Origin of the sequence: Kribbella sp. NPDC049227 (assembly GCF_043197265.1) — a bacterium.
Classification (GTDB): domain Bacteria; phylum Actinomycetota; class Actinomycetes; order Propionibacteriales; family Kribbellaceae; genus Kribbella.
Window position 1 is genome coordinate 290,283 of record NZ_JBICST010000002.1, and the last position, 26,643, is coordinate 316,925.

Below are 26,643 nucleotides of genomic sequence, written 5' to 3' on the forward strand. Positions count from 1 at the left end.
CGTCGGTCGCGACGCTGGATCATGTGTCGTCCGGCCGGGGCGGGTGGGTCGCGGATGTGTCGACGTCCGCCGAGGCGGCCGCGGTGATCGGGCGGCGGGAGCCGGCCCCGCCGCCGAGACCTGGCGCGAGGCGCGGTACGTCGTCGACGTCAGCCGACGACTGTGGGACTCCTGGGACGACGACGCGGTCATCCGCGACGCCTCCAGCGGCCGCTTCGTCGACCGCGACCGCATCCACTATGTCGACTATCAAGCCCCCACCTTCACGATCAAAGGCCCGTCGATCGTTCCCCGCCCGCCGCAGGGCCACCCGATCACCGTCGTCCGGGTGAACACCCCGGAGGCGTTGGAAGCAGCAGCCGACGCGGAGTTGGTGTTGTTGCCTGGCACAGATGGGTTGTCGGAGCGCGTCGCCACCCTCCGTTCGGCGGGATCGCCGCGGGTGCTGGTGTCGGTGGGGGTGTTGCTGGACGACGATCCGGTGGCGGCGGCTCGGCGGGCTGATGGGGCGGCTCACCTCGATCACATCGGCGGGGTGGAGCGGCTGGCGGACCTGATCGCGGAGTGGAGTGCGGCGGGGGTGGACGGGGTGCATCTGCGGCCGGCGTCGCTGGAGATCGACGTACCGGTGATCGCGGACCGGCTCATCCCTTTGCTGCAGGCAAGGAAGCTCGTGGGGACGCCGCGACGCGAGGGGCTGTTGCGAAGCAGGTTGGGTCTGACTCGGCCGGGAGGTGCACGATGACCAAGCAGATCCATCTGGCGGCGCACTTCCCGGGCGTCAACAACACGACGGTGTGGTCGGACCCGGAGTCCGGGTCGCAGATCGACTTCGCCTCGTTCCGGCACCTCGCGGAGACCGCCGAACGTGGCACGTTCGACTTCTTCTTCCTGGCCGAAGGACTGCGGCTGCGGGAGGTGAAGGGCAGGATCCACGACCTCGACGTCGTCGGTCGCCCCGAGTCGCTGACCGTGCTCAGTGCGCTGGCCGGCGTCACCACTCACCTCGGCCTGGCCGCCACCGTGAACTCGACCTTCAACGAGCCGTACGAACTCGCGAAACGACTCGCCACCCTCGACCACCTCTCCGGCGGTCGCGCCGCCTGGAACGTCGTGACGTCCTGGGACGCGTTCACCGGTGAGAACTTCCGCCGCGGCGGATACCTGGACAAGGCCGACCGCTACGTCCGGGCCCAGGAGTCACTCCGGATCGTGCGCAAGCTGTGGGACTCCTGGTCCGCGGACGACCTGGTCCTCGCCCAGGCGGCGGGCGTCTTCGCCCGCGAGGGCGCTGGGGCCTTCGCGGACGAGGGCGACCACTTCAGCATCCGCGGGCGCTTCGGGCTGCCGCCGTCGCCGCAGGGGCGGCCGGTCGTGATCCAGGCCGGTGACAGCGACCAAGGCCGGGAGTTCGCCGCCTCGAGTGCGGACGTGATCTTCAGCCGGCACGGGACGTTCGAGGCCGGGCACACCTTCTACAAGGACGTGAAGGCACGGTTGGCGCGGTACGGGCGGAGCGAGGAGTCGCTGAAGATCATGCCTGCGGTGACCGTGGTGGTCGCCGACACCGATGCCGAGGCTGTCGAGAAGGCGCATTACATCCGGGAGCAGCAGGTGTCCGGGCCGACCGCGATCGTCCTGGCGGAGCTGCTCTGGGGTCGCGACCTGTCGGCGTACGACCCGGATGGTCCGCTGCCGGCGGAGGACCCGGTGGTCGGGTCGACGGTGACCCAAGGCCGGGTCGGCTACAACGATCCCGGCCCGATCGTCGCCGAGTGGCGGGCTCAGGCCGAGGCGAACGGCTGGTCACTGCGGCAGACCGTGATCAACCAGCAGAACCGGCAGACCTTCGTCGGCTCACCGGCCACGGTCGCCGCGGCGATCAACCGCCACGTGCAGGAGGACGCGGCGGACGGCTTCGTCCTCGTCCCGCATCTCACGCCCGGCGGCCTGGACGACTTCGTCGACCGCGTCGTCCCGCTGCTCCGCGAGCGCGGCGTGTTCCGTTCCGAGTACGCCGGTGCGACGCTCCGCTCCCACCTCGGGTTGACGGCATGACCGTGGCCGACCTGCGCAGATCGTGGGAGGAGCCGCCCGCGACGGTGGTGTTCGTCGGGGGTGGACCGCGGACCGTCGGGTTGCTCGAGCGGTTCGCGGCGAACGCGCCGGAGCTGCTGGGCGACCGGACAGTGGAGATCCACGTCGTGGATCCGTATCCGGCCGGTGGCGGCAGGATCTGGAGGCGGGACCAGTCGCGGCTGCTCTGGATGAACTCGATGACGTCGGACGTCACGATCTTCACCGACGAATCGGTCGAGTGCGAAGGACCGGTGGTGCCCGGGCCGGATCTGGCCACCTGGGTGGCCGGAGAAGGCGCGGTGATCCTCGAACGGGCCGGGCTGGAGCTGCCCGGCCCGATGGACTTCCCGCCGCGCGTGGTGCAGGCGGAGTACCTCGCCTGGGCCTGGCAACGCGTCGTCGGCGAGGTCCCGGCGACCGTCACCACCCATCCGGAACGAGCGATCGAGCTGACCGCCGACCATCGCGTGATCCTTGCCTCGGGCAAAGAGCTGAAGGCGGACGTGGTCGTCCTCGCGCTCGGCTACCTCGACCGGTTCCCGACGGCTTCGGAGGCGGCCTGGGCGGCCCAGGCCTACGACGCCGGCCTGACGTACATCCCGCCCGGGTACACCGCGGACGTCGATCTCGACGACCTGCACCCGGGCGACAACGTCATCGTGCGCGGCTTCGGCCAGGCGTTCGTCGACCTGATGGTTCTCCTCACCGAGGGCCGCGGCGGATGGTACGACGAGTGCGACGGCCTGCTCAGCTATCGCCCCTCCGGCCACGAGCCGATCCTGTACGTCGGGTCCCGGCGCGGTGTGCCGTATCACGCGAAACTCGGCTACACCGTCGCCGGGACGAAACCGGTGCCGACCCGCTACCTGACCAAGGCGGCGCTGACCGAGTTGGGTGACGGTGTCCTGGATTTCGATCGTCAGCTACGGCCCCTGATCGACAAGGAGTTGACGTTCGCCCACTATCAACAGCTCTTCACCGCTCATCCGGAGCGGACGAGGTGGCCGTGGCAACAGTTCGCCGAGGTGCTGGACCGTTCGTTGCCCTCCGCACCGGAGTTCGTCGCCGCGGTCGAGGTCGCCGTACCGGATCCGGAGGACCGTTTCGTCCGGGCCGAGGTCGACCGGCCGCTGACCGGGCAGTTCTTCGCCGATCGGCAGCGGTTCGAGCGGTTCCTCAGCGGGCTGATCGAGGCGGACCTCGTGCGCCGCGCGGATCCGGAGTACTCGGCGGATCTTGCGGTGTTCAACGCCTTGCTGAGTATCTACAGCGTGCTGTCGGCCGCGATCGTCGAAGGCCGGCTGACGGACGAGGACCGGGTCCGGCGGGTGGAGACGGAGTGGCACGGGTTCTTCTCGTTCGTGGCCAGCGGTCCGCCGCCGCGGCGGCTCGAAGAGCTGCTTGCGCTGCACCGGGCCGGCATCGTCCGGTTCGCCGGACCCGAGCTCGAGGTCGCCATCGACAGCGATCGGTTCGTGGCCCGCAGCCCCGGTGTGGCCGGGGAGATCCGGGCCCGCGCCTTTGTCGAGGCCAGGTTGCCGCGTCCCGACGTGCTGGCGACAACTGATCCGCTGTTGCGCGGGCTGCTGGCAGACGGCGTACTGGCCGCCGACGAACTGTTCGCTACGGATGGGACGAGTCTGGGCGGCGGCCAGCTCAAGGCGGACGCACACTGCCGGGCGATCCGTGCCGACGGCACGGTGCATCCGTCGCTGTTCCTGCTCGGGCCGTCGGTCTCCGGTTCGGCCGGCTCGTCGGGTTTCTCCCGGCCGCACTTCAACGGTCCCGGCTTCCGGCAGAACGATGCGGTCGCCCGGCACCTGCTCACACTTCTCGCTCCCGCCGTACGGAAGGAAGAACGCCATGCCAGTTGAGTTCCTGGGCATCGCCGGGACCAACCCGGCCAGCGAGGTCACGCCGCGAACCGGCGGCCCGCTGGACCTGGACTACACGGCCAGACTCGCCCGGGCCCATGAGGACAACGGATGGGACCGGATCCTGTTCGCCTACCACTCCGGATCGCCCGACCCGGCGCAGGTCGCGGCGTACGTCGCGAGCAGGACCGAACGGATCAACCTGGTGGTGGCACACCGTCCGAACGTCGCCTACCCGACGCTGACCGCGAAGACCTTCGCAACGCTGGACCACATCAGCGGCGGGCGGTTCGAGGTGCACGTGATCACCGGTGGCTCGACCGCGGACCAGGCCGCCGAAGGCGACTTCCTGGCCAAGGACGACCGGTACGGCCGGACCCGGGAGTTCATCCAGATCCTCAAGCTGGCCTGGACGTCGGACCACCGGTTCGACTTTGCCGGGGAGCACTACCGGTTCGAGCAGTTCGTGGCCGACATCAAGCCGCTGCAGCAACCGCGGCCACGGATCTCCTTCGGCGGGTCGTCGGCGGCCGCCTACGCGGTGGGCGCCGCCGAGGCGGACATCTTCGCGCTGTGGGGCGAGCCGCTGGCCGGGACCCGCGAGCAGCTCGCCACGATCGATGCCGAGGCGGCGCGGGCCGGCCGCTCCGATCGACCGACGACCCAGATCGCGTTCCGCCCGATCCTCGCTCCCACGGAGGAGCTGGCCTGGGAGAAGGCCGGGAGCATCCTCGGCCGGATCAAGGACGTCCAGGCCGGTGGCGTCCCGATCAGCACGCGGCTCCGCTCGAAGTCTCCGGAGAACGCGGGATCGCAACGGTTGCTGAAGGCGGTCGCGGAGGGCGAGCGGCACGACCGCGCGCTGTGGACCGCACCGACCGGCCTGACCGGCGGCGGCGGCAACTCGACCGCACTGGTCGGTACGCCGGACACCGTCGCGGCCGCGTTGCTGGACTACTACGACCTCGGGATCCGGATCTTCTCCGCCCGCGGGTACGACATCTACGACGATGCGATCGACTTCGGTCGCTACGTCATTCCGTTGGTGCGATCCGAAGTGGCGCACCGCGAGCAGCAGACCCGGAAGGAACTGGCCTCATGACTGTCGTTTCCGACCTCGAGCAGGACTGGCACACCTGGCATGCGGCGCGCGAGCAGGATCTGAACACGGACTACGGCTGGCTGACCGTCGTCGCCTTCGACTGGCTGCCCGCGTCACCGACCGCCCTGCCCGGTCTGCCGGGCATCTGGTGGGCCGCCGACGGACGTGCGTACGTCACTGCCGACGGTGAGCTCACCGTGAACGGTGATCCGGTCCACGGCACGGTCTCGTCTGTTGTTGCCGAGGCGGCTTCGCTCAGTTGGTTGCTCTGTGGAGATCGGCTCGTCGAGCTGGTGCTGCGGGGCGGCCGGTACGCCGTTCGGCAGCGCGATCCGCAGGCTCCGACACGACGTGACTTCACTGGCGTTCCGACGTACTCGTTGAACCCGGACTGGGTGGTGCGCGGCTACTACACGCCGTACGCCGAACCCGAGCGAGTGGAGGTCTCCACGGCCCGCGATGATCTGCGGCAGCACGTCACCGCGGTCGGCACTGTCCACCTTGCGCTCGGTGACACGGCGTACGAACTGGTGGCGACGCCCGCGGGTGATGGTCGGCTGGCGCTGTCGTTCCACGACGACACCAACGGCGACGACACGGCGCCCTGGCGGACGGTCACCACCGGGGTGGTCGAGCGCGACCAGTCCGTGCTGGTCGACTTCAACCGGACGCTCAATCTGCCGTTCGCGTTCACGGCGTACGGGACCTGCCCGGCACCCGTTCCGGGCAACCGGCTCGGTGTGCCGGTCACGGCCGGCGAGAAGAAGGTGCGGTGATGCTCTGTACCTACACGGCTGATCGAGTCACCCAGGTCGACCAGCACGGTCGCCCGGGGGATTGGTCCAGGTGGTGACGAAAGGTCGGGGGGTGGTCGTGACACTGGGGAGGTATGTCTAGGGAATCTGTTGCTAACTCGGTCCAGTTGCCGCCGCTGGACAATCCGAACGAGCGGGTGGCGGTTGGTGAGGAGCTGCAGCTCGTGCTGCAGGATCTGATCGATCTGTCGCTGATCGGGAAGCAGTTGCACTGGAGCGTGGTCGGGGCGGCAGCCCGTGGGGTGCACCTGTTCCTCGATGAGTTGGTCGCGGAGTGGCGCGAGCTCGCGGATGTCGTCGCTGAGCGCGCGGTGACGTTGGGATTCGTCCCGGACGGTCGGAGCTCGGCGGTGGCGGCCGGGTCACGTGTCGACCCTGTCGTGGTGCGATCGCTGGCTGATCATGTGGTGGTTTGGGAGCTGGGTCGGCGGGTGGCGGCGGTGGCCGAGCGGATTCGTGCACGGCTGGGCTCGATCGGTGCTGCGGATCTGGTGACGCAGGACGTACTGATCAGGGTGCTCGGGATGTTGGAGAAGCAGCAATGGCTGTTGCGTGTGCAGCTTGGTGAGAAGGCCTGATGGCTGTCACCAGGGGGTTCGTTGGTCGGCGTGCCGCAGACTCCTCGCGGGTACCGCCCGGACAGTACGTGACGCGAGACTTCCCGGTGCTGTCGGCCGGGCCGACGCCGTACACGCAGCTGGACGCGTGGGACTTCACCATTCGTGGAGCTGTGGACAACCCGGTCTCGTGGTCGTGGGCGGAGTTCCAGGCCTTGCCCCACGAGAAGTTCACCGTCGACATCCACTGCGTGACGAAGTGGACGAAGCTGGACATGACCTGGTCGGGCGTGCCTCTCGACACCCTTCTCGCTGCGGTGCCGACCCAGGCGCCTTATGCCCTGGCGTTCTCCGACGGCGGCTACACCACCAACATTCCGCTGGCGGACTTGCGAGGTGGAAAGGCCTGGATCGTCGACGAGTACGACGGGAGGCCGCTTGATCCGGAGCACGGTGGGCCGGCGCGTCTGCTCGTGCCGCACCTGTACTTCTGGAAGAGCGCGAAGTGGATCCGTGGGTTGGACCTGCGGACCGACGATCAGCCCGGTTTCTGGGAGATGTTCGGCTACCACAACTATGGAGACCCGTGGAAAGAGCAGCGCTACGACGGCGACTGACATAGCAGACCGCCACGGTGATCGGGACCACCTTCGAGACTCCGCTGGTGACCTCTTTGCGCGAGACATGAACACCCTCACCCTCACCTTGGAAGGCGCCTGATGACCATCCAGACCCCGCCCGACCCGACCGCCGCCGAGCTGGCGAAGCACCTGCCGCAGGCGATCACGAGGTACCTGCGCGAGGCCGATCCCCAGCACAAGGCGAACGCTCACGACTTGTTGTCGGCTTTCGCGGCCGACGCCACCGTGGTCGACGACGACGGCAACATCCACACCGGTCACGACGAGATCCATCGCTGGCGGGAGAAGGAGGCCAGTGAGTACACCTACACGGTCGAGATCAGCCACGTCGAGAAGTTCGACGACACCCACTACGTCGTCACCAACCACCTGGAGGGTGACTTCCCCGGGGGCGTCGTCGACATCATCTACCGCTTCACCCTCGCCGACGACCTCATCACGAAGCTCGAGATCGCTCCCTGACTCTTGAGGCACGGATGTCCCTCCAGGGTGCTGCAGAACGGCCGTCCTGCAGCACTCACGTGGGAGCTTCACCGCCAGCTGTTCCGCAGTACTGCGAGAAGGCAGAACAGCTCGCTGTCTCCGTGTCTTACGGACGAACGCGGATGATCGTCTTTCCCATGCTCCGCTCCGTGGAATTGAAAGCGGCGATGGCATCGTCGAGAGTCGCCACGGTGCCGATGTTCGTCCGCAGCCGCCCGTCCCGCACTCGCTGGACGATCTCGCTCAGTTGCGCGCGGTCGGCCTCGACAACGAAATCGACCGCCAGGCCGTCCGCAGGCCGCGCCTCGATCGGGCCGACGACGGACACCAGAGTGCCTCCGGCCTTGATCAGCGCCGCTGAGCTCTTCTGGACGTCGCCGCCGATGACATCGAACACCAGATCGACTCCGCCGACATCCTTCAGGGAGTCGTTGTCGAGGTCAACGAACTCCTGCGCGCCGAAGTCGAGCGCCTTGTCACGGTCGGCCGCGCGTCCAGTGCCGATGACGTAGGCGCCGGCCTCGTGCGCGAGCTGGGTCACCATCGTGCCGACTGCGCCGGCCGCGCCGTGGGCGAGGACGCTCTGGCCCGCCTGAAGGCGGCCGTGCTGGAACAGTCCCTGCCACGCGGTCAACCCTGAGATCGGCAGGCTGGCGCCGACCGTGAAGTCGACGTCGCCCGGGAGCGGTGCGAGGTTGCGTGCCTCGATCGCCACATACTCCGCGAGGGTGCCGTCGCGGTGCCAATCGGAGAGGCCGAACACCCGCTGCCCCACCGACAGCCCCGTCGTGCCGTAGCCGAGGGCGGTGACCACTCCGGCCAGCTCGTGCCCGGGGATCGACGGTGTTCGGGCACGGTCGGCGCGATCGGCCCAGGTCGACGGCCACTCCAGCTCGGTCGAGACGTATCCCGACGCATGAATCTCAACGACGACGTCGTTGATCGCTGCCGGCGGCTCGGGCCGCTCCGCCAGCGTCATCCCGGCCGTTCCCGCGGCTTCGTCCGTCACCACAATCGCTCTCATCCGGCACCTCCTTGTATCCAGTCCTCGGCTGCACGGCACTTTCTGCTCGTAAGCGTTGGCGGCACCACACTCTCGACGTCTTACCACGCTGGGGACAGGAGTTCGGCGCGAGGGCACAGGGTGTCAGGTGACGCGTCGTTGCGCGAGATTGTTTCATTGCACGCCGTAAGATCCGCGCATATCTAACCACCAATGGATATCCAGAAGGGGAGCCGAGGGCAACCCAGCTTTCTGATCAACGGGGTAGAGGTGTAATTCATGACCGGGTGGAGGGATGGGCTCGAGCGATTCCTGGCCACCGACCCACGTGACGTCGGGTGTGATGAGGCGATGGCCGTTCTGCATCTCTACGCCGAACTGCTCGCGGCCGGAGTCGATGCGGCCGAGCGCTACCCAGGGCTGGCGTCGCACCTTGCTGCCTGTGGACCATGCGCGGAGGATGCGGACGGACTGTTGGCCGCCGTGCAGGACGATGATCCGCCCGAAACCGGCGGACGGTAGTTGCTCAGCGTGGAAAGATGACCGGCATGACTTTGCCTGCCCTGCCCGAGGAGTCCTTTCAGCGCGTGCTGTGCGTCGTCGCGCACCCTGACGACATGGAGTACGGCGCGTCCGCGGCCGTCGCCCGCTGGACGGCGCGCGGCATCGAGGTCGGTTATCTCCTCCTCACCCGCGGCGAGGCCGGCATGCCGAACCGTCCCGAGGAGACGGCTCGACTGCGCGTCGCGGAGCAACAGGCCGCCTGCGCCGTCGTCGGTGTCAGCCATCTGACCGTCCTCGAACACCCGGACGGCGTACTCGTCTACGGCCTCGACCTGCGCCGCGACATCTGCCGGGAGATCCGCCGGTTCAAGCCTGACGTCGTACTCGGCACCGGCTACGAGGTCGAGACCCCCTTCGGCTTCGACCAAGCCGACCATCGCGCGGCCGGGCTCGCGACACTCGACGCAGTCCGCGACGCCGGCAACCGATGGGTCTTCCCCGAACAGGTCGACGACGAGAACCTCGAACCGCACTCCCCGCGCTGGTACATCGTCCCCGGACTCGCGGGCTCCGCAACCCACGGCGTCGAGGTCACCGGCGAACCGCTGCGCCGCGGCATCGCCTCACTCGAGGCACATGCCGCATATCTCGCCGCACTCCCGGGCCACCCCGCCCCCGCAGACATCATCCCAATGTTCACCGCGATGAACGGCAAGGCCATGGACGTCGACCATGCCGTCCTGTTCCGCGCCCACGACCTGCAAGCACCACCGGAGTTCCTGACCGACACCACCCAGGACTGACCCAGGTCACCCACACCCACCGCCGCCACCCAACAGCCCAAGGAGCCGCGGCGGGCACGGTGGACGGTCGAAGGCCGCTATGAGTAGCTCCTGGGCGGCCGGTCGTCGGGAGCGTCCGATACGGCATCCGCGACGAGCGTCTGCAGGGCGGGAATCACCTCTGTCTCGAACCAGGGGTTCTTTGCCTGCCACCTGAAGTTCAGGGGCGAGGGGTGGACGAGGGGGATCCGGTCCGGAACGTAGTCTCGACAGGCGCGGACGGTTTCGGTCAGGTTCTTCTTGGCGCTGGTCCCCAGATAGTGCTTCTGGGCGTAGTTCCCGATGAGAACGGTGAGACGAAGTCCGGTCATCGTCTTCAGGATTCGTGGGTGCCACTGTGATGCGAAGGCCGGGCGTGGCGGGAGGTCGCCGTGGGTGCCCTTGCCCGGATAGTAGAAGTCCATGGGCAGCAGGGCGATCGTGTCCGGGTCGTAGAACTGTGCCTCGGTGACGCCCAGCCACTGCCGCAGTTTGATGCCGCTGGCGTCGTTCCACGGGATCCTGCTGTCCTGAGCTTGCCTGCCCGGCGCCTGGCCGATGACAACGATCTTGGATCGCGGTGATGCGGAGTAGATCGGTTCGTACCCACGCTCCGTCGCCCACGCGTTCGAGGTGTGGTTCCTGATCTCGTCACGTATTGCCGTGAGTTCGTCCATGCGGATCCCTTCTCATCATCCCAGCCACGGCCCCTAGTCCGCTACAGCGACAAATAGGACTATATAGACCGATTATTGCGCGGCCCCCGGAGGTCGCGCGCGAACCACGCCGTGCTGGAAGTCCGGTCCGGCTTGAGCGAGATGTGTTCGGAATCACTCTGTTTCGCTGCGATTTCGGCGCGAACCACCGCGCAGGACGTGACGAGCTCACGCGTGACGCGGTGGACGTTCGGCGCTGGGTGGACGCAGTACAAAATGGACTGTATCGTCCATGTGGTTGTTTCACCGTTCGACACAGACGTGCCGGACCTGTGATCACTACGTTGCGTTGATCGCCGGAGATCCATGAAGAGCGAAGGTTCCGAGTCGTTGTCCCAGGTACGGGTCGTCTCTGCAGAGGTGGCTCGGGAGAACCATGCCTGGGTTCGCGACTTGAGCAGCTCTGGAGATCGGCGTGAGCTTGCGAGTCGACGCTTGTACGAGGTCCTCCTGCGAGCCGCGAGGGCGGAGGTCGGGCGGCGGGCGGCCAGGCTGCGACTCGTCGGGCCGGAGCTGGACGACCTTGCGCACCAGGCCGCCGCGGACGCCCTCCTGGCGATCTGCGGCAAGGTCGAGACGTTCCGCGGTGATTGCAAGTTCACCACCTGGGCGTACAAGTTCGTGATCTTCGACGTGGCGGCCAAGGTCAACCGGCACTTCTGGCAGCGGGCCGGTGTTGCGTTCGACGACGAGGATTGGGACCGCCTTCCCGCACGGATGGGGATCGAGCCGGAGGCGCATGCCGAGAGCCGGGATCTGATGAGCGCCGTACGTCGCGCCGTCGATGAGAAGCTGACGGCGAAGCAACGGATGGTCTTCGTCGCGCTGGTGCTGAACGGGATGCCCACTGATGTGCTCGCTGATCAGCTCGGCGCGACACACAACGCGATCTACAAGATGATGTTCGACGCCCGCCGTAAGCTGCGGATCGCTTTGGTCGACGCCGGCTACCTGCCGGAGCAGCAGATCGCATGAGCAACGTCTTCACGGCACTGGATCGATCTCCGCGGGCCGATCCGATCGACGGCGACGGACCTCAGGTCAGGGGTTGCTCGGCCGCTTGAGCGGTAGACAGGGCATCATGAGAGAGATCTGCCGGCGAGGAGGGTCGGATGGCAGTCGTCAATCGCGGGTTCACAGGCAGAGGCGGCTCTGATGACCACAGACTGCCACCGGGCCAGCACCTCACCGCCGACTTCCCGGTATTGTCGGCGAGCGTGACCCCACTGATCCCCAAGGACAAGTGGGCGTTGACGGTCACGTCGGAGACCGGCGCGCAGCGACGCTGGACGTGGAACGACCTGCTCGCTCTTCCATCAGAGTCGGTGGTCGCCGACATCCACTGTGTCACCAGGTGGTCCAAACTCGGCACTCAGTGGGAAGGGGTCTCCGTTGATGCCGTCCTCGATGGCGTGACCACCGAGGCGACCCATGCCCTGGCCACCTCCTACGGTGGCTATACGACCAACCTGCCGTTGACCGAGCTCCGAGGCGGTAAGGCCTGGATCGCCTACCGGTACGACGGACAGGAGCTCGGGGCGTTGCACGGCGGTCCCGCCCGTCTGCTCGTTCCACATCTGTACTTCTGGAAGTCGGCCAAGTGGCTCAACGGACTGCAACTGCTGTTGCAGGACGAGCCAGGCTTCTGGGAGCGAGCTGGATACCACAACCACGGTGACCCCTGGCACGAGCAACGCTACGAGTTCGACTGACCGGTACGGGCGTTACTTGACGGTCTCGTCGTAGAAACTGTTGATTCCGTCAACGATCTCGTGCAAGCAGTCCTCTACCGCAAAGTGTCCGGAATCGAGGCGAACCAGCTTTGCGTCGGGGAGATCGCGCAGATACGCCTCTCCGCCCGCCGGGGTGAAGAAGAGGTCCCCCTGGCCCCAGAAGATCAGCGTTTTGGGTTGGTCACGGCGCAGTCGACCCTGCCAGGCCGGGTACTGTGCCGCGTTCGTCCGGTAGTCGTAGAAGAGATCCAGCTGCACCCGGTGCGCGTTCGGCCGCGCCAGGAAGTGCAGATCCATGGTCCAGTTGTCCGGGCTGATCTTCGTCGGATCGGGGTGACCGGTCAGGTAGATCGCTTTCACCGTTGCCGGCTCGAGCCATGCCTCGAGCGGTGCTTCGGCCTCGGGGTTGGGGTTGGCCCAGAGCACGTGACGAATCCCGTCCCAAGCTTCGGTGAACCCCTCGTCGTACAGGTTGGCGTTCTGGATGACCTGCCACTGGAGCCAGTCGGGATGAAGCGAGATCAACCGGTTCCCGATCGGGCCTCCGTAGTCCTGCATGTACAGTCCCATCGGTCCGGTGAAGTCGATGGCAAGCAACGCCTCGTCGACGATCTCCGCGAGGTGGTCGAAGGTGTAGTCCCACGCCGCCGGATCTGGCATCTCGGTGTTCCCGAAGCCGGGGTAGTCGAACGAGACCAGGTGGAACCTGTCCGCGAGTGCCGGCATCAGGTCCCGGAACTGGTGAGACGAGGACGGGAATCCGCCCAGCAGCAGGAGTTTCGGTGCTCCCGGCTCACCCGCTTCGCGGTAGAAGACCTCCAGCCCGCCGGCAGACACGGTCTGAAAACTCGTCATGCGCACTCCACACTCATTCCACAGGGACGGATCGAGAACTCGCTCGTCAGCGCATCGCTCGGGACCACCTGATCGGTCCGGCGTCCGCGCTCGTACGAGTTGGCCGCCGCGACAGATCGGTTTCTTACCTGCCGATTTCACCTCTCCACCGCGAAGGTTGACAGGGTCGAAGCTGCCGGACGGCCGTACGGCGTGACGTCGTACGACCGCCCGCTCTGCGTTCAGCTGCGGCCGGCCATCACGCCCCCGTCGACGTTGAGAATCGCCCCGGTGATCCAGCTGGCCTCCGGCGAGAGGAGGAAGACGATGGAGGAGGCGATGTCCTGGGCTGTTCCGACCCGTCCCAACGGGTGGAAGCCGTCGAATCCCTTCACTGCCTCCTCGAGCTGGTCGGCGGGGATGAAGCCCTCGTACAACGGCGTCGCCACCACTGCGGGAGCCACAGCATTGACGCGAATGCCGTCGGCCGCCAGTTCCATGGCCAGGTTGTGAGTCAGCGCATGCAGGCCGGCCTTCGCCATCGAGTACCCGGTCGCCGGCGTCGCCGCCACCGCCTGATGGGCCCACATGCTGCCGATGTTGACGATCGCACCACCAGAGCCCGCAGCCTTCATACCCCGCACCACGGTCTGGGTCAGGAAGAACGTGGCCCGGTTCAGTTCCAGGTACGCGTCGTAGTTGTCCTGGCTGTAGTCGAGGAACTCCCGGGGAACGAAGAATCCGGCCGCGTTGACCAGCAAGGTCGCATCGGCGTGCTCCTTGGCGAGCTGCTCTTGGACGTCGTCGACCTGCTTGCGATCTGCCAGGTCGGCGGTGATCCCCCAGACCTGTCCCTTCTCACCGAGCTCGGCGACGGTTTCGTCGACCTTCGCCTGTTGCCGTCCGACGATGACGGCCTTGCCGCCTTGCCCGACAATGTCCGTCGCGGTCTGTCGCCCCATACCGCTGCTCCCACCGATCACGATGAGCTTGCGACCTTCGAAGTACGCATTCATGAGCTTTCCCTCGATCTCTGCCAGGCCGGATCGCCCGGATGTCCCTGTTTGTGTGCCGATCGAGGGCCCGGCCTTACGTGCGTCTGGAGTCCCGATGAGACTGAGGTGTGTTAGGTCCGGCCGTGGGATCAGTGTCGTCGGCGGTTCCGAACAGGTAATGAGAGAACGCCGAATGGCGATTCGCGTGCTCCTCCGGCTGAGCTGGAAGTCCTCGCCCTTCCAGCTCGTCCCAGGTCGAGTCGGCGATGCGCCACAGCTGGTGCGCTATCCGTCCGGCCACTCCGGCATGGGGCGAGTTGGGGTGCGGTCTGGTCGGCGAGCTCCACTGCCGTTTCGCCAACGCCCGGGCCAGATCCGTGGCGCTGCCGGCACCATTGAGCTGTTCGAGGCCGGACACGATGCTCTTCTCCAACGAGTCGTGCTCAGCCAGTAGCCGTTCGGTCTCTCGCCAGATCTCGGATGTGCTGAGATTCAGAAAGCGCGCGTCGCCGTACACCCTGCCCTTGAGCACCCGTAGCGTCTGCTCGAACAGTTTGAGATTGTCGAGGAGGACCGCGGCATCCGCACGCGACGACGTTCTGGAAGCCGTGAGCAAGACATCGGCGACGGCCGCGGCATGCTGTGCTGCAACAGCTGCGAACTGGTCAGTCGTGCGACGTCTCTCGAACCCGTCGATGTTCGGATCTTGAGAACGTGCGGCCAGCTCGCTGAGCCTGGAGTGCTGGGCGTGCACGAGCTGCCACAGTGGGGTGGAACGGCCCGCCTGGTGCTTGTCGTCTGCCTGGTGCATTGGTGGGCGCGACGGATCGAGTACCACCAGGTACTCCGGATGGCCCTGAAGGAACCGCTCGACCGCAGGGCAGTAATTCGTGATTCGGACTTCCTCGGCGATGAGGTCGTCGAGGACCGCCTTGATCAGGACCGTGGCGAGTCCGCGGCCACGTTGATCCGCCTGGACCTCGGTATGGCCCAGGACACGCCGCGGGCCAAGGACACGGAAGTCGAGGGTCCCTACCGTCGTCCCCGCCGCGAGCAGTTCGTACCTTCGCAACTCGGCGTTCTCGACCACGGTCAAGTTGCGCTGGGAGTCGTTCATCAGGGTTCTCATCACTGTGCGGCCCTTCTGCGAGTCGAGCAGTGCACGCGCTGGTGACTGGTCGGTGTCATCGTGTCGATGCTGCGTTGCTCAGTTGATCTCATCGAGCTCTTCATCGAGATCGAAGTGCGACCCCTCGTCCGGAGTCACGTGGCGTACGGGTCGACGTAGGGCTCCTCCTGACGGCGGCCGACGGCGTGCCGGCTCCTCACGAGGGTTGGTGTCGGCCCCAGCAGGGGTGCTTACCCGTCGACTGAGATCACGGCAGGCCTGGCGGACCGACGGGAATCGTTGCTTGGTCCCGATAAGCTCCTTGCGTGCCCGAGACAGTGAGCGAGCTCGATCGCCGCCTGACCGCCCGCGGCGCGGCCACGAGAGCCCGGATCGTCGCCTCCGCCGACGAACTGATGTCGCTCAAGGGTGCCGCAGCGACCACGCTCGACGAGGTGACAGCGGCGAGTGGGACAAGCAAGTCCCAGTTCTACAGGCATTTCGGCGACAAGAGTGCCTTGGTCCAGGCGGTCATCGCACTGCGGGGCAGCCGAGTGCTCGAGCGTGAGGAACAGTACCTCCGCAGGGTTGACTCGTTCAGTGGCCTCGATCGCTGGTGCAGGGCCATACTCCAGCGAGTCACAGCACGCCGTGGCGCGCTGGGCTGCGAACTAGGCTCTCTGTCGACCGAGCTCTCCGACCAGGACGAGGCAGCACGCATCGAGCTCGACGCACACCTGACCTCCTGGACCTCCCTGCTGACCGCTGCGCTCGAGCGGATGAAGTCCAACGACACCCTGTCCGAGGACGCTGACCCACAGACGCTGGCAACGGGCATCATGGCCGCACTCCAGGGCGGATATGTTCTCGCCCAAGCGGCTCGCGATCCCGCACCGATGCAGATCGCACTCAAGCTGGCGATGGACTCCGTCCGAGCACACGCGACGTCGGCCAACGAGAAGTAGGCCGATCTCTACGATCGCGGGGTCACCCATCAACCGACCCCGAAAGATCGCGGTCGGGGCATGTCACCAATCGAGTGTCTGCCGGTTCTGAGTTGGTGAACGGACGGAGGGTGAGTCAGTGCGCAGGATCCTGGTGATCGGCGGTGGGTACGCCGGGTTCTACACGGCGTGGAAGCTGGAGAAGAAGCTTCGGCGCGACGAGGCCGAGGTGGTCGTGGTCGATCCACGGCCGTACATGACCTATCAGCCCTTCCTGCCCGAGGTCGTGGCCGGGTCGGTCGAGGCGCGGCACGCGGCGATCTCGCTGCGCCGCAACCTGCACCGGACCAAGCTCGTTGCCGGCATGGTCAACCACATCGAGCACGACGCGCGGTCGGTGACCATCCGTCCCGCCCAGGGGCCCGACTTCACCCTGACCTACGACATCCTCGTGGTGACCGCCGGTGCAGTGACCCGGACGTTCGACGTACCCGGTGTTGCTGACCGCGCGATCGGGCTGAAGCACGTTGAGGAAGCGGTGGCGATCCGGGACCGGGTGCTGACCGCGTTCGACGAAGCGGCCTGTCTGCCGCCGGGCCGGGACCGGAGCAGGCTGCTCACGTTCACCTTTGTCGGCGGTGGCTTCTCCGGGGTGGAGGGATTCGCCGAGCTGATGTCACTGGCGCAGGCGCTGGTCAAGCATTACCCGGAGCTGTCCGCGGACGACCTCGCGTTCCACCTGGTCGAGGCGACCGGACGAATCCTGCCGGAGGTGACCGAGAAGCCCGGCCGGTGGGTAGTGAAGATGCTTGAACGCCGTGGCGCGCACGTGCATCTGAAGACCACGATGGACACGGCCGAGGACGGCCATGTCGTCCTGTCGGACGGTACGACGTTCGACTCGGAGCTGATCGTGTGGACGGCGGGCAATGCCGCAACCAGACTGCTCCGGAACTACACCGATCTGCCGCACACGCCCCGGGGGCTGGTCCAGGTCCGCGCCGACCTGCGGATCGGCACCGACGACGAGATCGTGCCTGACGCGTGGGCCGCGGGTGACGACGCCGCCGTTCCCGACCTCGCGTCATCGACGCCTGGCGCGTTCACGGTTCCGAACGCCCAGAATGCCGTCCGGCAGGGCAAGCGGCTGGCGAAGAACCTGGTCCGGGCGCTCCGCGGCCGCGAACCGAGGAACTACGTGCACCACAGCCTCGGCGCGATCGCGACCCTCGGCCTGGGGAAGGGGATCTTTCAGTACCGCGGCGTCGTGATCAAGGGCCTGCCGGCGTGGCTGATGCACCGCGGCTACCACGTACTCGCCGTCCCGACGTGGGACCGCAAGTTCCGGGTTCTCGCCGTCTGGCTGAGCGCGTTCTTCTACGGTCGGGACATCGTCTCGCTGGCTTCGGTCCAAAGCCCGAGGCAGGCGTTTGAGACCGAAGCCAAGCAGGCGACGATCAGTTCAACCCGCTCAGCCTGACGCCCGGGATCAGCAGGTCCGTCAGGCCGATGACCTGGCCAGGGCGGGCAGCACGGGCGACCGAGTCCGGTGCCAGCGCAACGGCGATCCGGCTCCGGTGTGCCGATCGGCATCCGTCACGACAGGTCCGGTCGGCTGCTCTCGTCGTCCACAGGTGACGGCGCCACGCGGTCCCGGGCACCTGAGAGGTGCTTTGGTGCCGGCCGGGGCTCGTCCGGTTGGTTCGGAGGCGGTTCCGGCGTGTCGGCCGGGTCCGTCTTGCCGGAGATCAGTGGCAGTGCCCAGCGGGTGCGGGGGTCGGCTTCGACCAGGAGAGATTTGGTGAGCAGGCTCAGTGGTACGGCGAGCAGCGCGCCGAGCGGGCCGATGACCCAGGTCCAGAACACCAGCGACATGAAGGTCAAGGTGGGAGTCAGCCCCACCGCGTCGCCGACGACGCGCGGTTGGATGACGGACTGGATCAGGAAATTGATCACGCTGTAGACGACGATGACCGCAACCATCAGCCCCGGGCCACCGTCCAGCAGTGCGATGAGGGCCGGCGGGATCACTCCGATGATGAAGCCGATGTTGGGGATGAAGTTCGTGACGAACGCGAGCACGGCCCACACGAAGGCGCCGGGGACGCTCATGATCCACAGGGCCAACCCGTCGAGAACCGCGACGATGAGTCCGAAGCCGGCCGAGACTCCCATGTAGTTGCGGGTCCCCAGCGCGAAGTTGTCGAGCGCACCCACGGGATTGGGGAAGCGGTCGCGGAGCATGGCCAGCCCGCGGCGCGTCGAGTCGGTGTCGAAGGCCATGAACAGCAGGACGGTGAGCAGGAAGAAGAGGTTGCTGAGGACGCCGAGCGTGCTGGACAGTACCGACATCGCGAGGTCGACGAGCTGTCCGGGGTCGACCGCGTTCACGACCGCGTTGATCTGGTCCTGCTGGACGCCGAGGTCTCGCAGCGCGTTCCCGGCGTTCTCGACCCCTTCGGTGATCTGAGCGCTGTACTGCGGGATCAGCGCGGCCAGCTGTGCGACCGACACCACCAGGGCAAGGGTGAGGAGGAGCAGCAGCAGGTAGGCGGCGATCACCATGAGGATCGACGCGACCCATCCGGGGATCCGGTGATGCCGTTCGAGCCGGATCCGGATCGGATGGAGGGTGATCGTGATGACCAGGGCGAGAAAGGCCGGCCCGATGATTCCGGCGATGGACCGCACGCCGGCCAGTGCGATCGCGAAAGCGGCGACACCGACCAGGATCGTCAGGGCGAACGGGCGGGCTCGCTCGTAGGCATCGCGTACCGAGATCGGCGCGCTGGTCATCTGATGCTCCCGTCTGTGTACGCTCAGTGGCTCTGCGCACCACAATCCTTCAGCTGCAGAAGCGGCCCCACATCACGCCGATCGCGTGAAATCTGTCTGATCAGACCCGCTTTCCACCCCACGGGTTCGCCGAGTCGCCGAGCCGTCCACCCGGAGGTTCACGGGTGCCGACTCGAAGCCCGCGTGGTGATCAAGCGGTGACGTCGCGGCCGTGGGCGACCAGTGCCCAGATGACGAAGATGTCGACCGCGACGATGGTCAGCGACCAGAACGGGTAGTACGGGATGAAGGCGAAGTTCGCCAACAGGCTGAGCACCGCCAAGATGATGCCGATGACCCGTCCCCAGGTCTTGCCGGCCATCACAGCGAGGCCGGCGCCGACCACGAGCAGACCGCCGAGCAAGTGAATCCAGCCCCAAGCCGTGGCGTCGAACTGGAACACATAGTTGCGGGTCGCGACGTAGAACTCGTTCTCGAAGAGCGCGACCAGGCCCATGAACGCCTGGAAGCCGCCGGCCACGATCATCATGATGCCGGCGAACAGGATGAATCCCACCGCCCAACTGCTCTTCTCCTGGACCTGGCCCGCGGATCCGTAATCAGGTGCTGTCTGCTCTGCCATTCCGGACTCTCCTTCACGGGGGCGCCACGACGGACGGCGTCAACACTGACGCCGCCTCGGTCGTCAAGGCGCGAGGCTGACTTGGATCAATCCAACCGCCGGAAGGCCGGGCTGGAATCACTCTCATCGTGTGAAATCCGTACCGACCGCTTTCATGCGATGTGGACGATGCGCAGGCTGCGCTTTCCGGATGGAATCGGAGCTGCAACGTCCAGACAGCGCACCGTGAACGAGGGGATGCACAATGTCCGATTCCACCACCGAGAGCCCGGTCCTCGACCTGCTCGCGCGGATGACCGCAGACTCGCTCGACGCGTCGAGCCTCGACCCACAAACGCTCATGCTGGTCCGCATCGCGGCCCTGGTCTCGCTCGATGCGCCGCCGATCTCGTATCTGCTGAACCTCGGCGCGGCCGGCGAGGTCGGCGCGGATGCCGAGCAGATCAGCGGCGTCCTGGCCGCGATCGCACCGATCGTGGGGACGGCGCGGATCGCCGCGGCGACGGCGAAGATCGTCGACGCGCTCGACGTCGCGATCGAGGTCGCCGCGCTCGAGGAGCAAGGCAACCAATAGACCAAGGCGCGCGGCTGAGGCAACGCGACGACACAGAGCGAGGGTGGGCACATGGCTCCTGCCGAGGATCTGACACCTGGTAGGCGATGGTGGCTCATCGTGCGAGGTCTGCTTCGCGCTGCGGTCACGGCGGCGGCGTTGGTCGCTCTGTACTACGTTCTGCCACTCGATCGCCGGTCGGACGGGGTTGTCGTCCTCGAGCTTGTGATCGGTATTGGGTTGCTGGTGGCAACGATCGCGTGGCAGGTGCGCGCCATCCTGCGAGCCGACTATCCCGCCATCCGGGCCACCCAGTCCCTGGCGTCGACAACGCCCCTGTTCCTGCTGCTCTTCGCGTCCACGTACTTCGTCATGAGCCTGGACGACTCCGGCACCTTCAGTGAAGCACTCACTCGATCCGATGCGCTCTACTTCGTGGTCACCGTCTTCTCGACGGTCGGCTTCGGCGACATCTCACCTCGTGGCGAGGCGGCCCGCCTGGTCGTCGCCGCCCAGATGCTGCTGGACCTGGTGGTCCTCGGAGTCGGCATTCAGGTCATCCTTGGAGCGGCCAAACGCGGCAAGGCCCGGGACCGGGGAACGTCGCAGTAGCCGGAGTCCCGATCGCCAGGAGGTCAGGCAAATCACCCCGCGAGGATGAGTCGATGCGCGGGCCCCTGTGGCTACGTTCTGAGCGAGACTGGGTAGGGCGTCTCAGCCGGTTCGGAGGTGGCTGGATGACAGGTGCGCCGAATGTCGTGGCGATCGTGGTTGACAACGTCGGTCGGGGGAACGTCGCCTGCACCAGCGGCTCGGCACCGACACCATGCATCGATGCCCTCGCTGAACGTCTCGGCGAACGTCAGTGAGCGGCGTGCGCGTTCCCCACCTCAGACCGGAGCAGGCCTTCACCGGCTACGCATGATGAGCGGAGAATCGCAGGGAGCGGCGCCGGCGATCGGTGGGCTCGATCGGCTGCTGCTGGACGCCAAGTTGGCGGTCCCGCGGCCTCGCCCGGGCTCGGTGAGTCGCGCCGGCCTCATCGCGATGGCCCGCGCGAGTCAATGCCGCGTGGTCGGCGTCACCGCGTCGGCGGGATACGGCAAGTCGACCTTGCTGGCTCAGTGGGCCCGTGCGGAGGACCGTCGCGTCGTCTGGGTGTCTCTTGACCGCTTCGATGACGATCCCGCGGTCCTGCTCAGCGTGTTGGCGACCGCTTACGCCCGGGTCTCGCCGACCGAGGCCGACCTGCTCGCGGACATGCGCAGTCCCGGCGTATCGCCCCTGGGCCGGGCAGCGCCGCGCCTCGCGTCGGTGTTGAGAACCAGTCCGGCACCGTTCGTGCTGCTGCTGGACGACCTGCACGAACTCCGGTCGTCGGCCTGTCACGACGTACTGGGCGTCGTGATCTCGGGGATCCCCAGCGGATCACAGTTGGTCGCCACGAGTCGTTCGGAGCAACCGCACCTGCCGCGGCTGCGGACCTCCGCGGACGCGATCGACCTCGGCGCGAGGGAGCTGGCTCTCGACGCCACCGGAGCCGAGCAGATCTTCGCTGCCGTCGACGTCGAGATCTCTCCCGAGCTGGCGGCCGCGGTGACGGAGAGGACCGAGGGCTGGCCGGCGGGGCTCTATCTCGCGGCCGCGATCGCGCGTGACAGCCCGGGGCAGGCGATGGCGGTGTCCGGTGAGGACCGGTACGTGGCCGACTACCTGTACCGCGAGTCGCTCAGCCAGCTGTCTGAGCGCACCCAGACCTTCCTGCGGCGTACGGCCGTACTCGATCAACTCCATGCCCCGCTGTGCGACGCGCTGCTCGGAGGAACGGGGAGTCAGCAGCAGTTGCGTGACATCGAGGCCACCAACTCGTTCCTGGTACCCCTCGACCGGGGGCGATCGTGGTTCCGCTATCACGCATTGTTCCGAGAGTTCCTTCTCGGTGAGCTGCGCAGGGTCGAGCCCGAGGTCGTGATCAAGCTGCATCTGCGCGCCGCCGATTGGTTCGAGTCGCATGGATCTCAGGTGCTCGCACTCGAGCACTTGCTGAACACTTTCGAGCGAGATCGCTGTGTCCGGCTGGTGACAGAGTTGGTGCTGCCGACCTACAGCGCCGGTCAGATCTCGACAGTTCAGCGCTGGCTGTCCGCGCTGGGAGACGCGGCCATCTCGGCGTACCCACCGCTCGCTGTGCTCGCCGGCTGGGTCGCCTCGCTGGCGGGCCGAACCACCGAAGCACAACGCTGGGCCGCCATCGTGGAGGCCGCTTCGTTCGATCTGGTGCCGGCGGACGGCACGGCGTCGTTCGACTCGGCGCGGGCCATGCTGCGGACGGTCATGTGTGCCGCGGGCCCGGAGCAGATGATGGTCGATGCGAACTTCGCCGTCGCCCAGGAGCCGCCGTGGAGCGCGTGGCGCGACACCGCGCTACTGCTGTCCGCTCATGCCCAGCTGCTCGCCGGCGGCGTCGACCAGGCATGCGCGCTGTTCGCAGACGCATCCGCCGCTGGCACTGCACTCGGCAATACCGACACGATCATCGACGGCGAGTCCGAGCTGGCGCTGGTGGCGATGGATCGCGGGCAGTGGGCGATGGCGGCCGACCATGTCGATCGGGCTCTCGCGACCATCGACGAGCATCGGATGCAGGATTACGCCGCGAGCGTGATCGCGTTTGCCGAGGCGGCGCGACTCGCCGTACACCGCGGCGATCTGAACGAGGCCGATCGCCAGCTCACCAAGGCGATGCGGGCACGCCCGTCGTGCACGTTCGCGCTACCGTTCCTCGCCGTGCGTGGACGGCTCCAGCTTGCGAAGGTGTACTGGATCACCGGTGACGCCACGACCGCTCGTCACCTGCTCCGTGAGATCGACGACATCCTGCTCCATCGGCCGGCTCTGGGCGCACTGGTCGACGAGGTCTCTGACTTCCGCGGGATCGTCACCTCCAGCCCGCAGGCCGGGGCCGCCGGCGTATCACCGCTGACGCCGGCCGAGCTGCGGCTGCTGCCCTACCTGCAAACGCACCTCACCATCGGCGAGATCGGCCAGCGACTGTTCGTCACCCGCAACACCGTGAGCTCGGAGGTCGCCTCGATCTACCGAAAACTGGGCGTCTCGTCCCGCAACGCCGCAGTGCAACAGGCCACCGCGATCGGGTTGCTGGGAGGCTAGGGCTGGTCACCGACCGGTTGCCGTTCCAGCTCCTCGGTGGTGTCGTAACCCAGTGCCAGCGCCAGTTTCGGACCGGCGGCAACGGCACGCGGGAGTCCGGTGACGGGAACGACGCTGAACAGGACGTCGACGATCTCCTCGGCCGTCGCTCCCGCGTTCACCGCGGCATCCGCCTGTGCGCCGAAGGACGGAACAGCCCCGCCGACCGCGACCAGCGCGGCCAAGCGCACCAACGCCCTCGTCCTCGGATCGAGAACGGGATCCAGCAGCGCGGCAACAGCCGTGTCCTCGCCGCCATCAACCAAGGATGCGTCATTGATGGCAAGGCGCCGCAGCCGCTCGGTGTAGTCCAAGACCACTCATCCTTTCGCGTCACAGGCGACGGCCGGCTCGCCGCAAGACTGCTGGCAGGCGTCGCGGCGACAGATCTGTTGGGAAGCCGTGCTCAAGCCATTGAACGGCAGACCAGCCATCACGCGCATCACGCACATGATGTGAATGCCCGAAGCCTCGGCGAGCCCTTCATCGAGTTCGTTCTGATTGGGTGATGAACCTTGACGGGCGCGGCTGCGATGGTCGAGACAGCGGCGGCGAGGCGCCGTACCGGATCCACCGGTACGAGCATCCTTCAAGTGACCGTCCGCGGAGGGCCAATGACCGGGCAGGCTGTGACGCGGTACCGACCGGACGGTGATCGATGGGTCCGGGCCGATGTGGGACGGGTCCGATGAGGCGGCGACTGACGGCGGCCTTCGCGCTGCTGATGGGAGTGGCCACGCTGGTGCTCGCTGTGGTGGTCGCAGTGAACCAGTTCCCGCGTGGCCTGATTCTCCTGGGCTGCGTGCTGATCGCCGCCGCGGCCGCCTGGTTCGGCGTACTCCGACGAGGGGTCGCGCGGGTGGTGGGGCTCGCAGTCGCCGTCCTGGCCCTCGCCGGCGCCGTCGTCGTGCTCATCGTGGGCGGGACGCGGCTGGCGGACCTGTTGGTTGTGGTGGGGCTGCTGGTGACGCTGGCGGCGGCGGAGGCCGCACTCGCCGTACATGTGGAGTTGCCGAGCGCCCCCGCCCCGCGCACGGCGGTGCTGTTCTACAACCCGAAATCCGGCGGTGGCAAGGCAGAGCGCTTCGCGCTCGCGGCGGAGGCGCGCAAGCGTGGCATCGAGCCGATCGAGCTGAAGCTCGGGGACGACCTCGAGGTGCTGGTCCGCGGTGCGGTCGAGCGTGGCGCGGACGGGCTCGCGATGGCCGGTGGGGACGGGTCGCAGGCGATCGTCGCCGCGATCGCCGCTGAAAAGGGGCTGCCGTACGCCTGCATACCCGCCGGCACCCGCAACCACTTCGCGCTCGACCTCGGCGTTGACCGCGACGATGTCGTGGGCGCCCTGGAGGCGTTCGTCGATGGTGGTGAACGGCGGGTGGACCTGGCCGAGGTGAACGGCCGGGTGTTCGTCAACAACGTGTCGCTCGGTCTGTACGCCGAGGCCGTCCAGCGCACCGGGTATCGCGACGCCAAGATCCGCACGTTGCTCGACACGGTGCCCGACGTACTCGGCCCGAGTGGCGATGAGCTCGACATGCGCTGGAATGGCCCGAGCGGTCAGCCGCACCGTGGCGGCGCGGCCGTGCTCGTCTCCAACAACCGCTACCGGCTCGGCCACGCGGTCGGCTCGGGCACCCGCCCGCGCATCGACGACGGCCTGCTGGGGATCACCGTCCTGGGCACGGCCACCGGGGACGGCGAGGGCGGCCGTTCGAAGCAGCAGCCGTGGCGTGAGTGGTCCGCACCGACCTTCGAGGTCGAGGCGTCGGGTCCTGTTCCCGCCGGCGTCGATGGAGAGGCGCTCGTCCTCGATGCGCCGTTGCACTTTCACATTCGTCCGGGGGTCCTCCGTGTGCGTATCGCCCGCAAGCACCCAGGAACCTCCCCGTCGGCGATGGCCCCCGACGGGGTCTGGGACGGTCTGGTCGAGATGACACGGATCGCCTTCGGCCGCCATCGCCCAACGACGTCAACCTGACGCGTCAGAGAGCGCTCGGACGTTGGCCTTCCTTCGGCGTCTTGTCAGGGGCCGACTGGCGCGGGTTGCGCGCGGCGAGGACGGTGAGCAGCGTGGCGACGAGGGTAAGTGCGCCGTATCCGAGGGCGATCCGCGGTAGGGAGAAGATGTTGGTGAGTCGGGCGGAGATGAGGCTGGGAATGGTCGCGCCGCTGTAGCTGAGGAGATAGACCACGGCGAAGATTGGTGCCCGGTCGGGCAGGGTACTGCCGTACAGCAGACCACGGGTGGCGGCGCTGATGGCGATGCCCTGAGCGGCTCCCGCAGTGATGGTTGCGGCGATGAACAACGGCAAGGTACCGGTAGTGATCGCTGTGATCAGGCCGATCCATCCGGCCAGGAAGGCGACCATGCCGATGCGCTGAGCTGCCGCCGGTGAGAACCGGCCGCCAAGGGGAGCGCCCAGAGCGCTGGGGCCCATGTACGCGGCGAACACCAGTCCGAGGACGAGCGAACTGTTGGTGTGAAGTTGATCCGCGACCAGTGCGGGCACGAAGGCCTGGTAGAAGGCCCCGGTCGCCCAGGTGGCTAGCAACACCGCGGCCGCGACGGGGAGCAGATGCCTGACCCGGACCGGTACGCGAACGCTAGGGTGCAGTGATCGCCAACCGCCCGGCTTCGGAGTCACGGTCTCTGGGCTGATGGCGACGAGAGCGGCAGACAGCAAGAGCAGGCCGATGACCACTAAGTAGATGAGGTCGCGAGGCCACGGGCCGAACTGGACCAAGGCCCCGGACGCGATGGCACCCACGGCGAGACCGAGCATGACTGTCTGGCTGGAAGCAACGGAGGCAAGCCAGGTCGGCCGGGCCGGTGCGGCGTCGACGATGTAGGCGGTGAGGGTGCTGCTGGCCAGCCCGGCGCCGAGGCCCATCAGGAGCCGGCCGGCGATCAGGATGCCGATGTCGTGCACGTTCAAGAGCAGCAGACAACCCAGTACGAGCAGTCCGAGGCTGGCGATCGCGTTGGGCCGTCGGCCCACATGATTCGACAGTCGTCCCAGCACCAACAGTGTGCTGAGAGTGGCGGCGGAGTAGGCGACGACGGTCAGCGAGATGTCGGCGTTGGTGAACCCGTCCTCTGTCCGGTAGATGTTGAAGAGGGGGATTGTCGAGCCCACTGCGGCGAACACGGCCACCAGGGAGACCACCGCGGCGACGAACGCCAGCCAGAGTGGTCTGTTCCGACGGCGCAGGTTGATCACCGGTGCCTCGTTCTGCATCGAGCAGTGCCTTC

The 26,643-nt window shown here is 67.1% G+C and carries 27 protein-coding genes; 18 read left to right on the top strand and 9 right to left on the bottom strand.

All coding sequences use genetic code 11. The features are described 5' to 3' along the window. Positions 1-43: 43 nt before the first annotated feature. From ACGFH6_RS08140 to ACGFH6_RS08175, 8 genes are all read left to right on the top strand, one after another. The gene (locus tag ACGFH6_RS08140; protein WP_393381589.1) at positions 44-745 is read left to right on the top strand and encodes an LLM class flavin-dependent oxidoreductase; all 702 of its coding nucleotides are present in this window, start codon (positions 44-46) and stop codon (positions 743-745) included. Continuing rightward, entirely contained in the window at positions 742-2,058 is a 1,317-nt protein-coding gene (locus ACGFH6_RS08145) for an NtaA/DmoA family FMN-dependent monooxygenase (protein WP_393381590.1), read from the top strand. The genes ACGFH6_RS08140 and ACGFH6_RS08145 overlap by 4 nt, the downstream gene beginning before the upstream one ends. Beyond that, entirely contained in the window at positions 2,055-3,953 is a 1,899-nt protein-coding gene (locus tag ACGFH6_RS08150; protein WP_393381591.1) for an FAD/NAD(P)-binding protein, read from the top strand. Before ACGFH6_RS08145 ends, ACGFH6_RS08150 begins: the two co-directional genes overlap by 4 nt. Next, complete coding sequence (locus ACGFH6_RS08155) at positions 3,943-5,055, top strand: LLM class flavin-dependent oxidoreductase (protein ID WP_393381593.1); 1,113 nt, start codon at positions 3,943-3,945, stop codon at positions 5,053-5,055. Before ACGFH6_RS08150 ends, ACGFH6_RS08155 begins: the two co-directional genes overlap by 11 nt. Further along, the gene (locus tag ACGFH6_RS08160; protein ID WP_393381595.1) at positions 5,052-5,831 is read left to right on the top strand and encodes a DUF1684 domain-containing protein; all 780 of its coding nucleotides are present in this window, start codon (positions 5,052-5,054) and stop codon (positions 5,829-5,831) included. The genes ACGFH6_RS08155 and ACGFH6_RS08160 overlap by 4 nt, the downstream gene beginning before the upstream one ends. A 113-nt stretch (positions 5,832-5,944) precedes the next feature. Beyond that, on the top strand, positions 5,945-6,448 hold the full coding sequence (locus ACGFH6_RS08165) for a Dps family protein (protein WP_393381597.1): 504 nt from the start codon (positions 5,945-5,947) through the stop codon (positions 6,446-6,448). Next, entirely contained in the window at positions 6,448-7,044 is a 597-nt protein-coding gene (locus tag ACGFH6_RS08170; protein ID WP_393381598.1) for a sulfite oxidase-like oxidoreductase, read from the top strand. Before ACGFH6_RS08165 ends, ACGFH6_RS08170 begins: the two co-directional genes overlap by 1 nt. A gap of 102 nt (positions 7,045-7,146) precedes the next feature. Further along, a complete protein-coding gene (locus tag ACGFH6_RS08175; RefSeq protein WP_393381600.1) occupies positions 7,147-7,530 on the top strand; it encodes a hypothetical protein in 384 nt (127 codons plus the stop codon). Positions 7,531-7,657: 127 nt separating this feature from the next. Here the strand turns inward: ACGFH6_RS08175 and ACGFH6_RS08180 are convergent, their stop codons facing one another. Beyond that, positions 7,658-8,575 carry an NADP-dependent oxidoreductase gene (locus ACGFH6_RS08180; protein WP_393381602.1) on the bottom strand — a complete coding sequence of 306 codons (918 nt, stop codon included), beginning with the start codon at positions 8,573-8,575 and terminating at the stop codon, positions 7,658-7,660. Between the two features lie 258 nt (positions 8,576-8,833). Here ACGFH6_RS08180 and ACGFH6_RS08185 point away from each other — a divergent pair, with 258 nt between their 5' ends. After that, complete coding sequence (locus ACGFH6_RS08185; RefSeq protein ID WP_393381604.1) at positions 8,834-9,076, top strand: hypothetical protein; 243 nt, start codon at positions 8,834-8,836, stop codon at positions 9,074-9,076. A 17-nt stretch (positions 9,077-9,093) separates the two neighbouring features. Next, on the top strand, positions 9,094-9,861 hold the full coding sequence (locus ACGFH6_RS08190; protein ID WP_393381606.1) for a PIG-L deacetylase family protein: 768 nt from the start codon (positions 9,094-9,096) through the stop codon (positions 9,859-9,861). Positions 9,862-9,938: 77 nt separating this feature from the next. Here the strand turns inward: ACGFH6_RS08190 and ACGFH6_RS08195 are convergent, their stop codons facing one another. Then, entirely contained in the window at positions 9,939-10,556 is a 618-nt protein-coding gene (locus ACGFH6_RS08195; protein WP_393381608.1) for a uracil-DNA glycosylase family protein, read from the bottom strand. 432 nt (positions 10,557-10,988) lie between these two features. On the opposite strand from ACGFH6_RS08195, the gene ACGFH6_RS08200 reads away from it, so the two are divergent. Both ACGFH6_RS08200 and ACGFH6_RS08205 read left to right on the top strand, forming a co-directional pair. Further along, entirely contained in the window at positions 10,989-11,570 is a 582-nt protein-coding gene (locus ACGFH6_RS08200) for a sigma-70 family RNA polymerase sigma factor (RefSeq protein WP_393381610.1), read from the top strand. Between the two features lie 242 nt (positions 11,571-11,812). Continuing rightward, the gene (locus ACGFH6_RS08205; protein WP_393381612.1) at positions 11,813-12,307 is read left to right on the top strand and encodes a molybdopterin-dependent oxidoreductase; all 495 of its coding nucleotides are present in this window, start codon (positions 11,813-11,815) and stop codon (positions 12,305-12,307) included. A 12-nt stretch (positions 12,308-12,319) separates the two neighbouring features. Here ACGFH6_RS08205 and ACGFH6_RS08210 read toward each other — a convergent pair whose 3' ends face one another. From ACGFH6_RS08210 to ACGFH6_RS08220, 3 genes are all read right to left on the bottom strand, one after another. Next, entirely contained in the window at positions 12,320-13,183 is an 864-nt protein-coding gene (locus ACGFH6_RS08210) for an alpha/beta fold hydrolase (RefSeq protein ID WP_393381614.1), read from the bottom strand. Between the two features lie 221 nt (positions 13,184-13,404). After that, positions 13,405-14,178: an SDR family NAD(P)-dependent oxidoreductase gene (locus ACGFH6_RS08215; RefSeq protein ID WP_393381615.1), complete on the bottom strand. Its 774-nt coding sequence runs from the start codon at positions 14,176-14,178 to the stop codon at positions 13,405-13,407. Positions 14,179-14,251: 73 nt separating this feature from the next. Then, positions 14,252-15,274: a GNAT family N-acetyltransferase gene (locus ACGFH6_RS08220; protein WP_393381617.1), complete on the bottom strand. Its 1,023-nt coding sequence runs from the start codon at positions 15,272-15,274 to the stop codon at positions 14,252-14,254. Positions 15,275-15,591: 317 nt separating this feature from the next. Between ACGFH6_RS08220 and ACGFH6_RS08225 the strand changes: the two genes are divergently transcribed. Further along, a complete protein-coding gene (locus ACGFH6_RS08225; protein WP_393381618.1) occupies positions 15,592-16,230 on the top strand; it encodes a TetR/AcrR family transcriptional regulator in 639 nt (212 codons plus the stop codon). Between the two features lie 118 nt (positions 16,231-16,348). Beyond that, positions 16,349-17,689 (top strand): NAD(P)/FAD-dependent oxidoreductase, encoded by a 1,341-nt coding sequence (locus ACGFH6_RS08230; RefSeq protein ID WP_393381620.1) that lies wholly within the window; start codon positions 16,349-16,351, stop codon positions 17,687-17,689. A gap of 116 nt (positions 17,690-17,805) precedes the next feature. Here ACGFH6_RS08230 and ACGFH6_RS08235 read toward each other — a convergent pair whose 3' ends face one another. Both ACGFH6_RS08235 and ACGFH6_RS08240 read right to left on the bottom strand, forming a co-directional pair. After that, positions 17,806-19,005, bottom strand: coding sequence for an AI-2E family transporter (locus ACGFH6_RS08235; RefSeq protein ID WP_393381621.1), 1,200 nt, complete (start codon positions 19,003-19,005; stop codon positions 17,806-17,808). A 190-nt stretch (positions 19,006-19,195) separates the two neighbouring features. After that, on the bottom strand, positions 19,196-19,627 hold the full coding sequence (locus ACGFH6_RS08240) for a hypothetical protein (RefSeq protein ID WP_393381623.1): 432 nt from the start codon (positions 19,625-19,627) through the stop codon (positions 19,196-19,198). Between the two features lie 244 nt (positions 19,628-19,871). Between ACGFH6_RS08240 and ACGFH6_RS08245 the strand changes: the two genes are divergently transcribed. The 3 genes from ACGFH6_RS08245 to ACGFH6_RS08255 all read left to right on the top strand — a co-directional run bounded on the left by ACGFH6_RS08245 (position 19,872) and on the right by ACGFH6_RS08255 (position 23,351). After that, on the top strand, positions 19,872-20,201 hold the full coding sequence (locus ACGFH6_RS08245; protein ID WP_393381625.1) for a carboxymuconolactone decarboxylase family protein: 330 nt from the start codon (positions 19,872-19,874) through the stop codon (positions 20,199-20,201). Positions 20,202-20,300: 99 nt separating this feature from the next. After that, on the top strand, positions 20,301-20,792 hold the full coding sequence (locus ACGFH6_RS08250; RefSeq protein WP_393381626.1) for a potassium channel family protein: 492 nt from the start codon (positions 20,301-20,303) through the stop codon (positions 20,790-20,792). A gap of 309 nt (positions 20,793-21,101) precedes the next feature. Then, positions 21,102-23,351 (top strand): LuxR C-terminal-related transcriptional regulator, encoded by a 2,250-nt coding sequence (locus ACGFH6_RS08255; RefSeq protein WP_393381628.1) that lies wholly within the window; start codon positions 21,102-21,104, stop codon positions 23,349-23,351. Here the strand turns inward: ACGFH6_RS08255 and ACGFH6_RS08260 are convergent. Continuing rightward, on the bottom strand, positions 23,348-23,704 hold the full coding sequence (locus tag ACGFH6_RS08260; RefSeq protein ID WP_393381630.1) for a carboxymuconolactone decarboxylase family protein: 357 nt from the start codon (positions 23,702-23,704) through the stop codon (positions 23,348-23,350). The genes ACGFH6_RS08255 and ACGFH6_RS08260 overlap by 4 nt on opposite strands. A gap of 374 nt (positions 23,705-24,078) precedes the next feature. Here ACGFH6_RS08260 and ACGFH6_RS08265 point away from each other — a divergent pair, with 374 nt between their 5' ends. Next, positions 24,079-25,368: a diacylglycerol/lipid kinase family protein gene (locus ACGFH6_RS08265; RefSeq protein ID WP_393381632.1), complete on the top strand. Its 1,290-nt coding sequence runs from the start codon at positions 24,079-24,081 to the stop codon at positions 25,366-25,368. Between the two features lie 4 nt (positions 25,369-25,372). On the opposite strand, the gene ACGFH6_RS08270 is transcribed toward ACGFH6_RS08265, so the two are convergent. After that, positions 25,373-26,629: an MFS transporter gene (locus tag ACGFH6_RS08270; protein WP_393381634.1), complete on the bottom strand. Its 1,257-nt coding sequence runs from the start codon at positions 26,627-26,629 to the stop codon at positions 25,373-25,375. Positions 26,630-26,643: the final 14 nt, after the last annotated feature.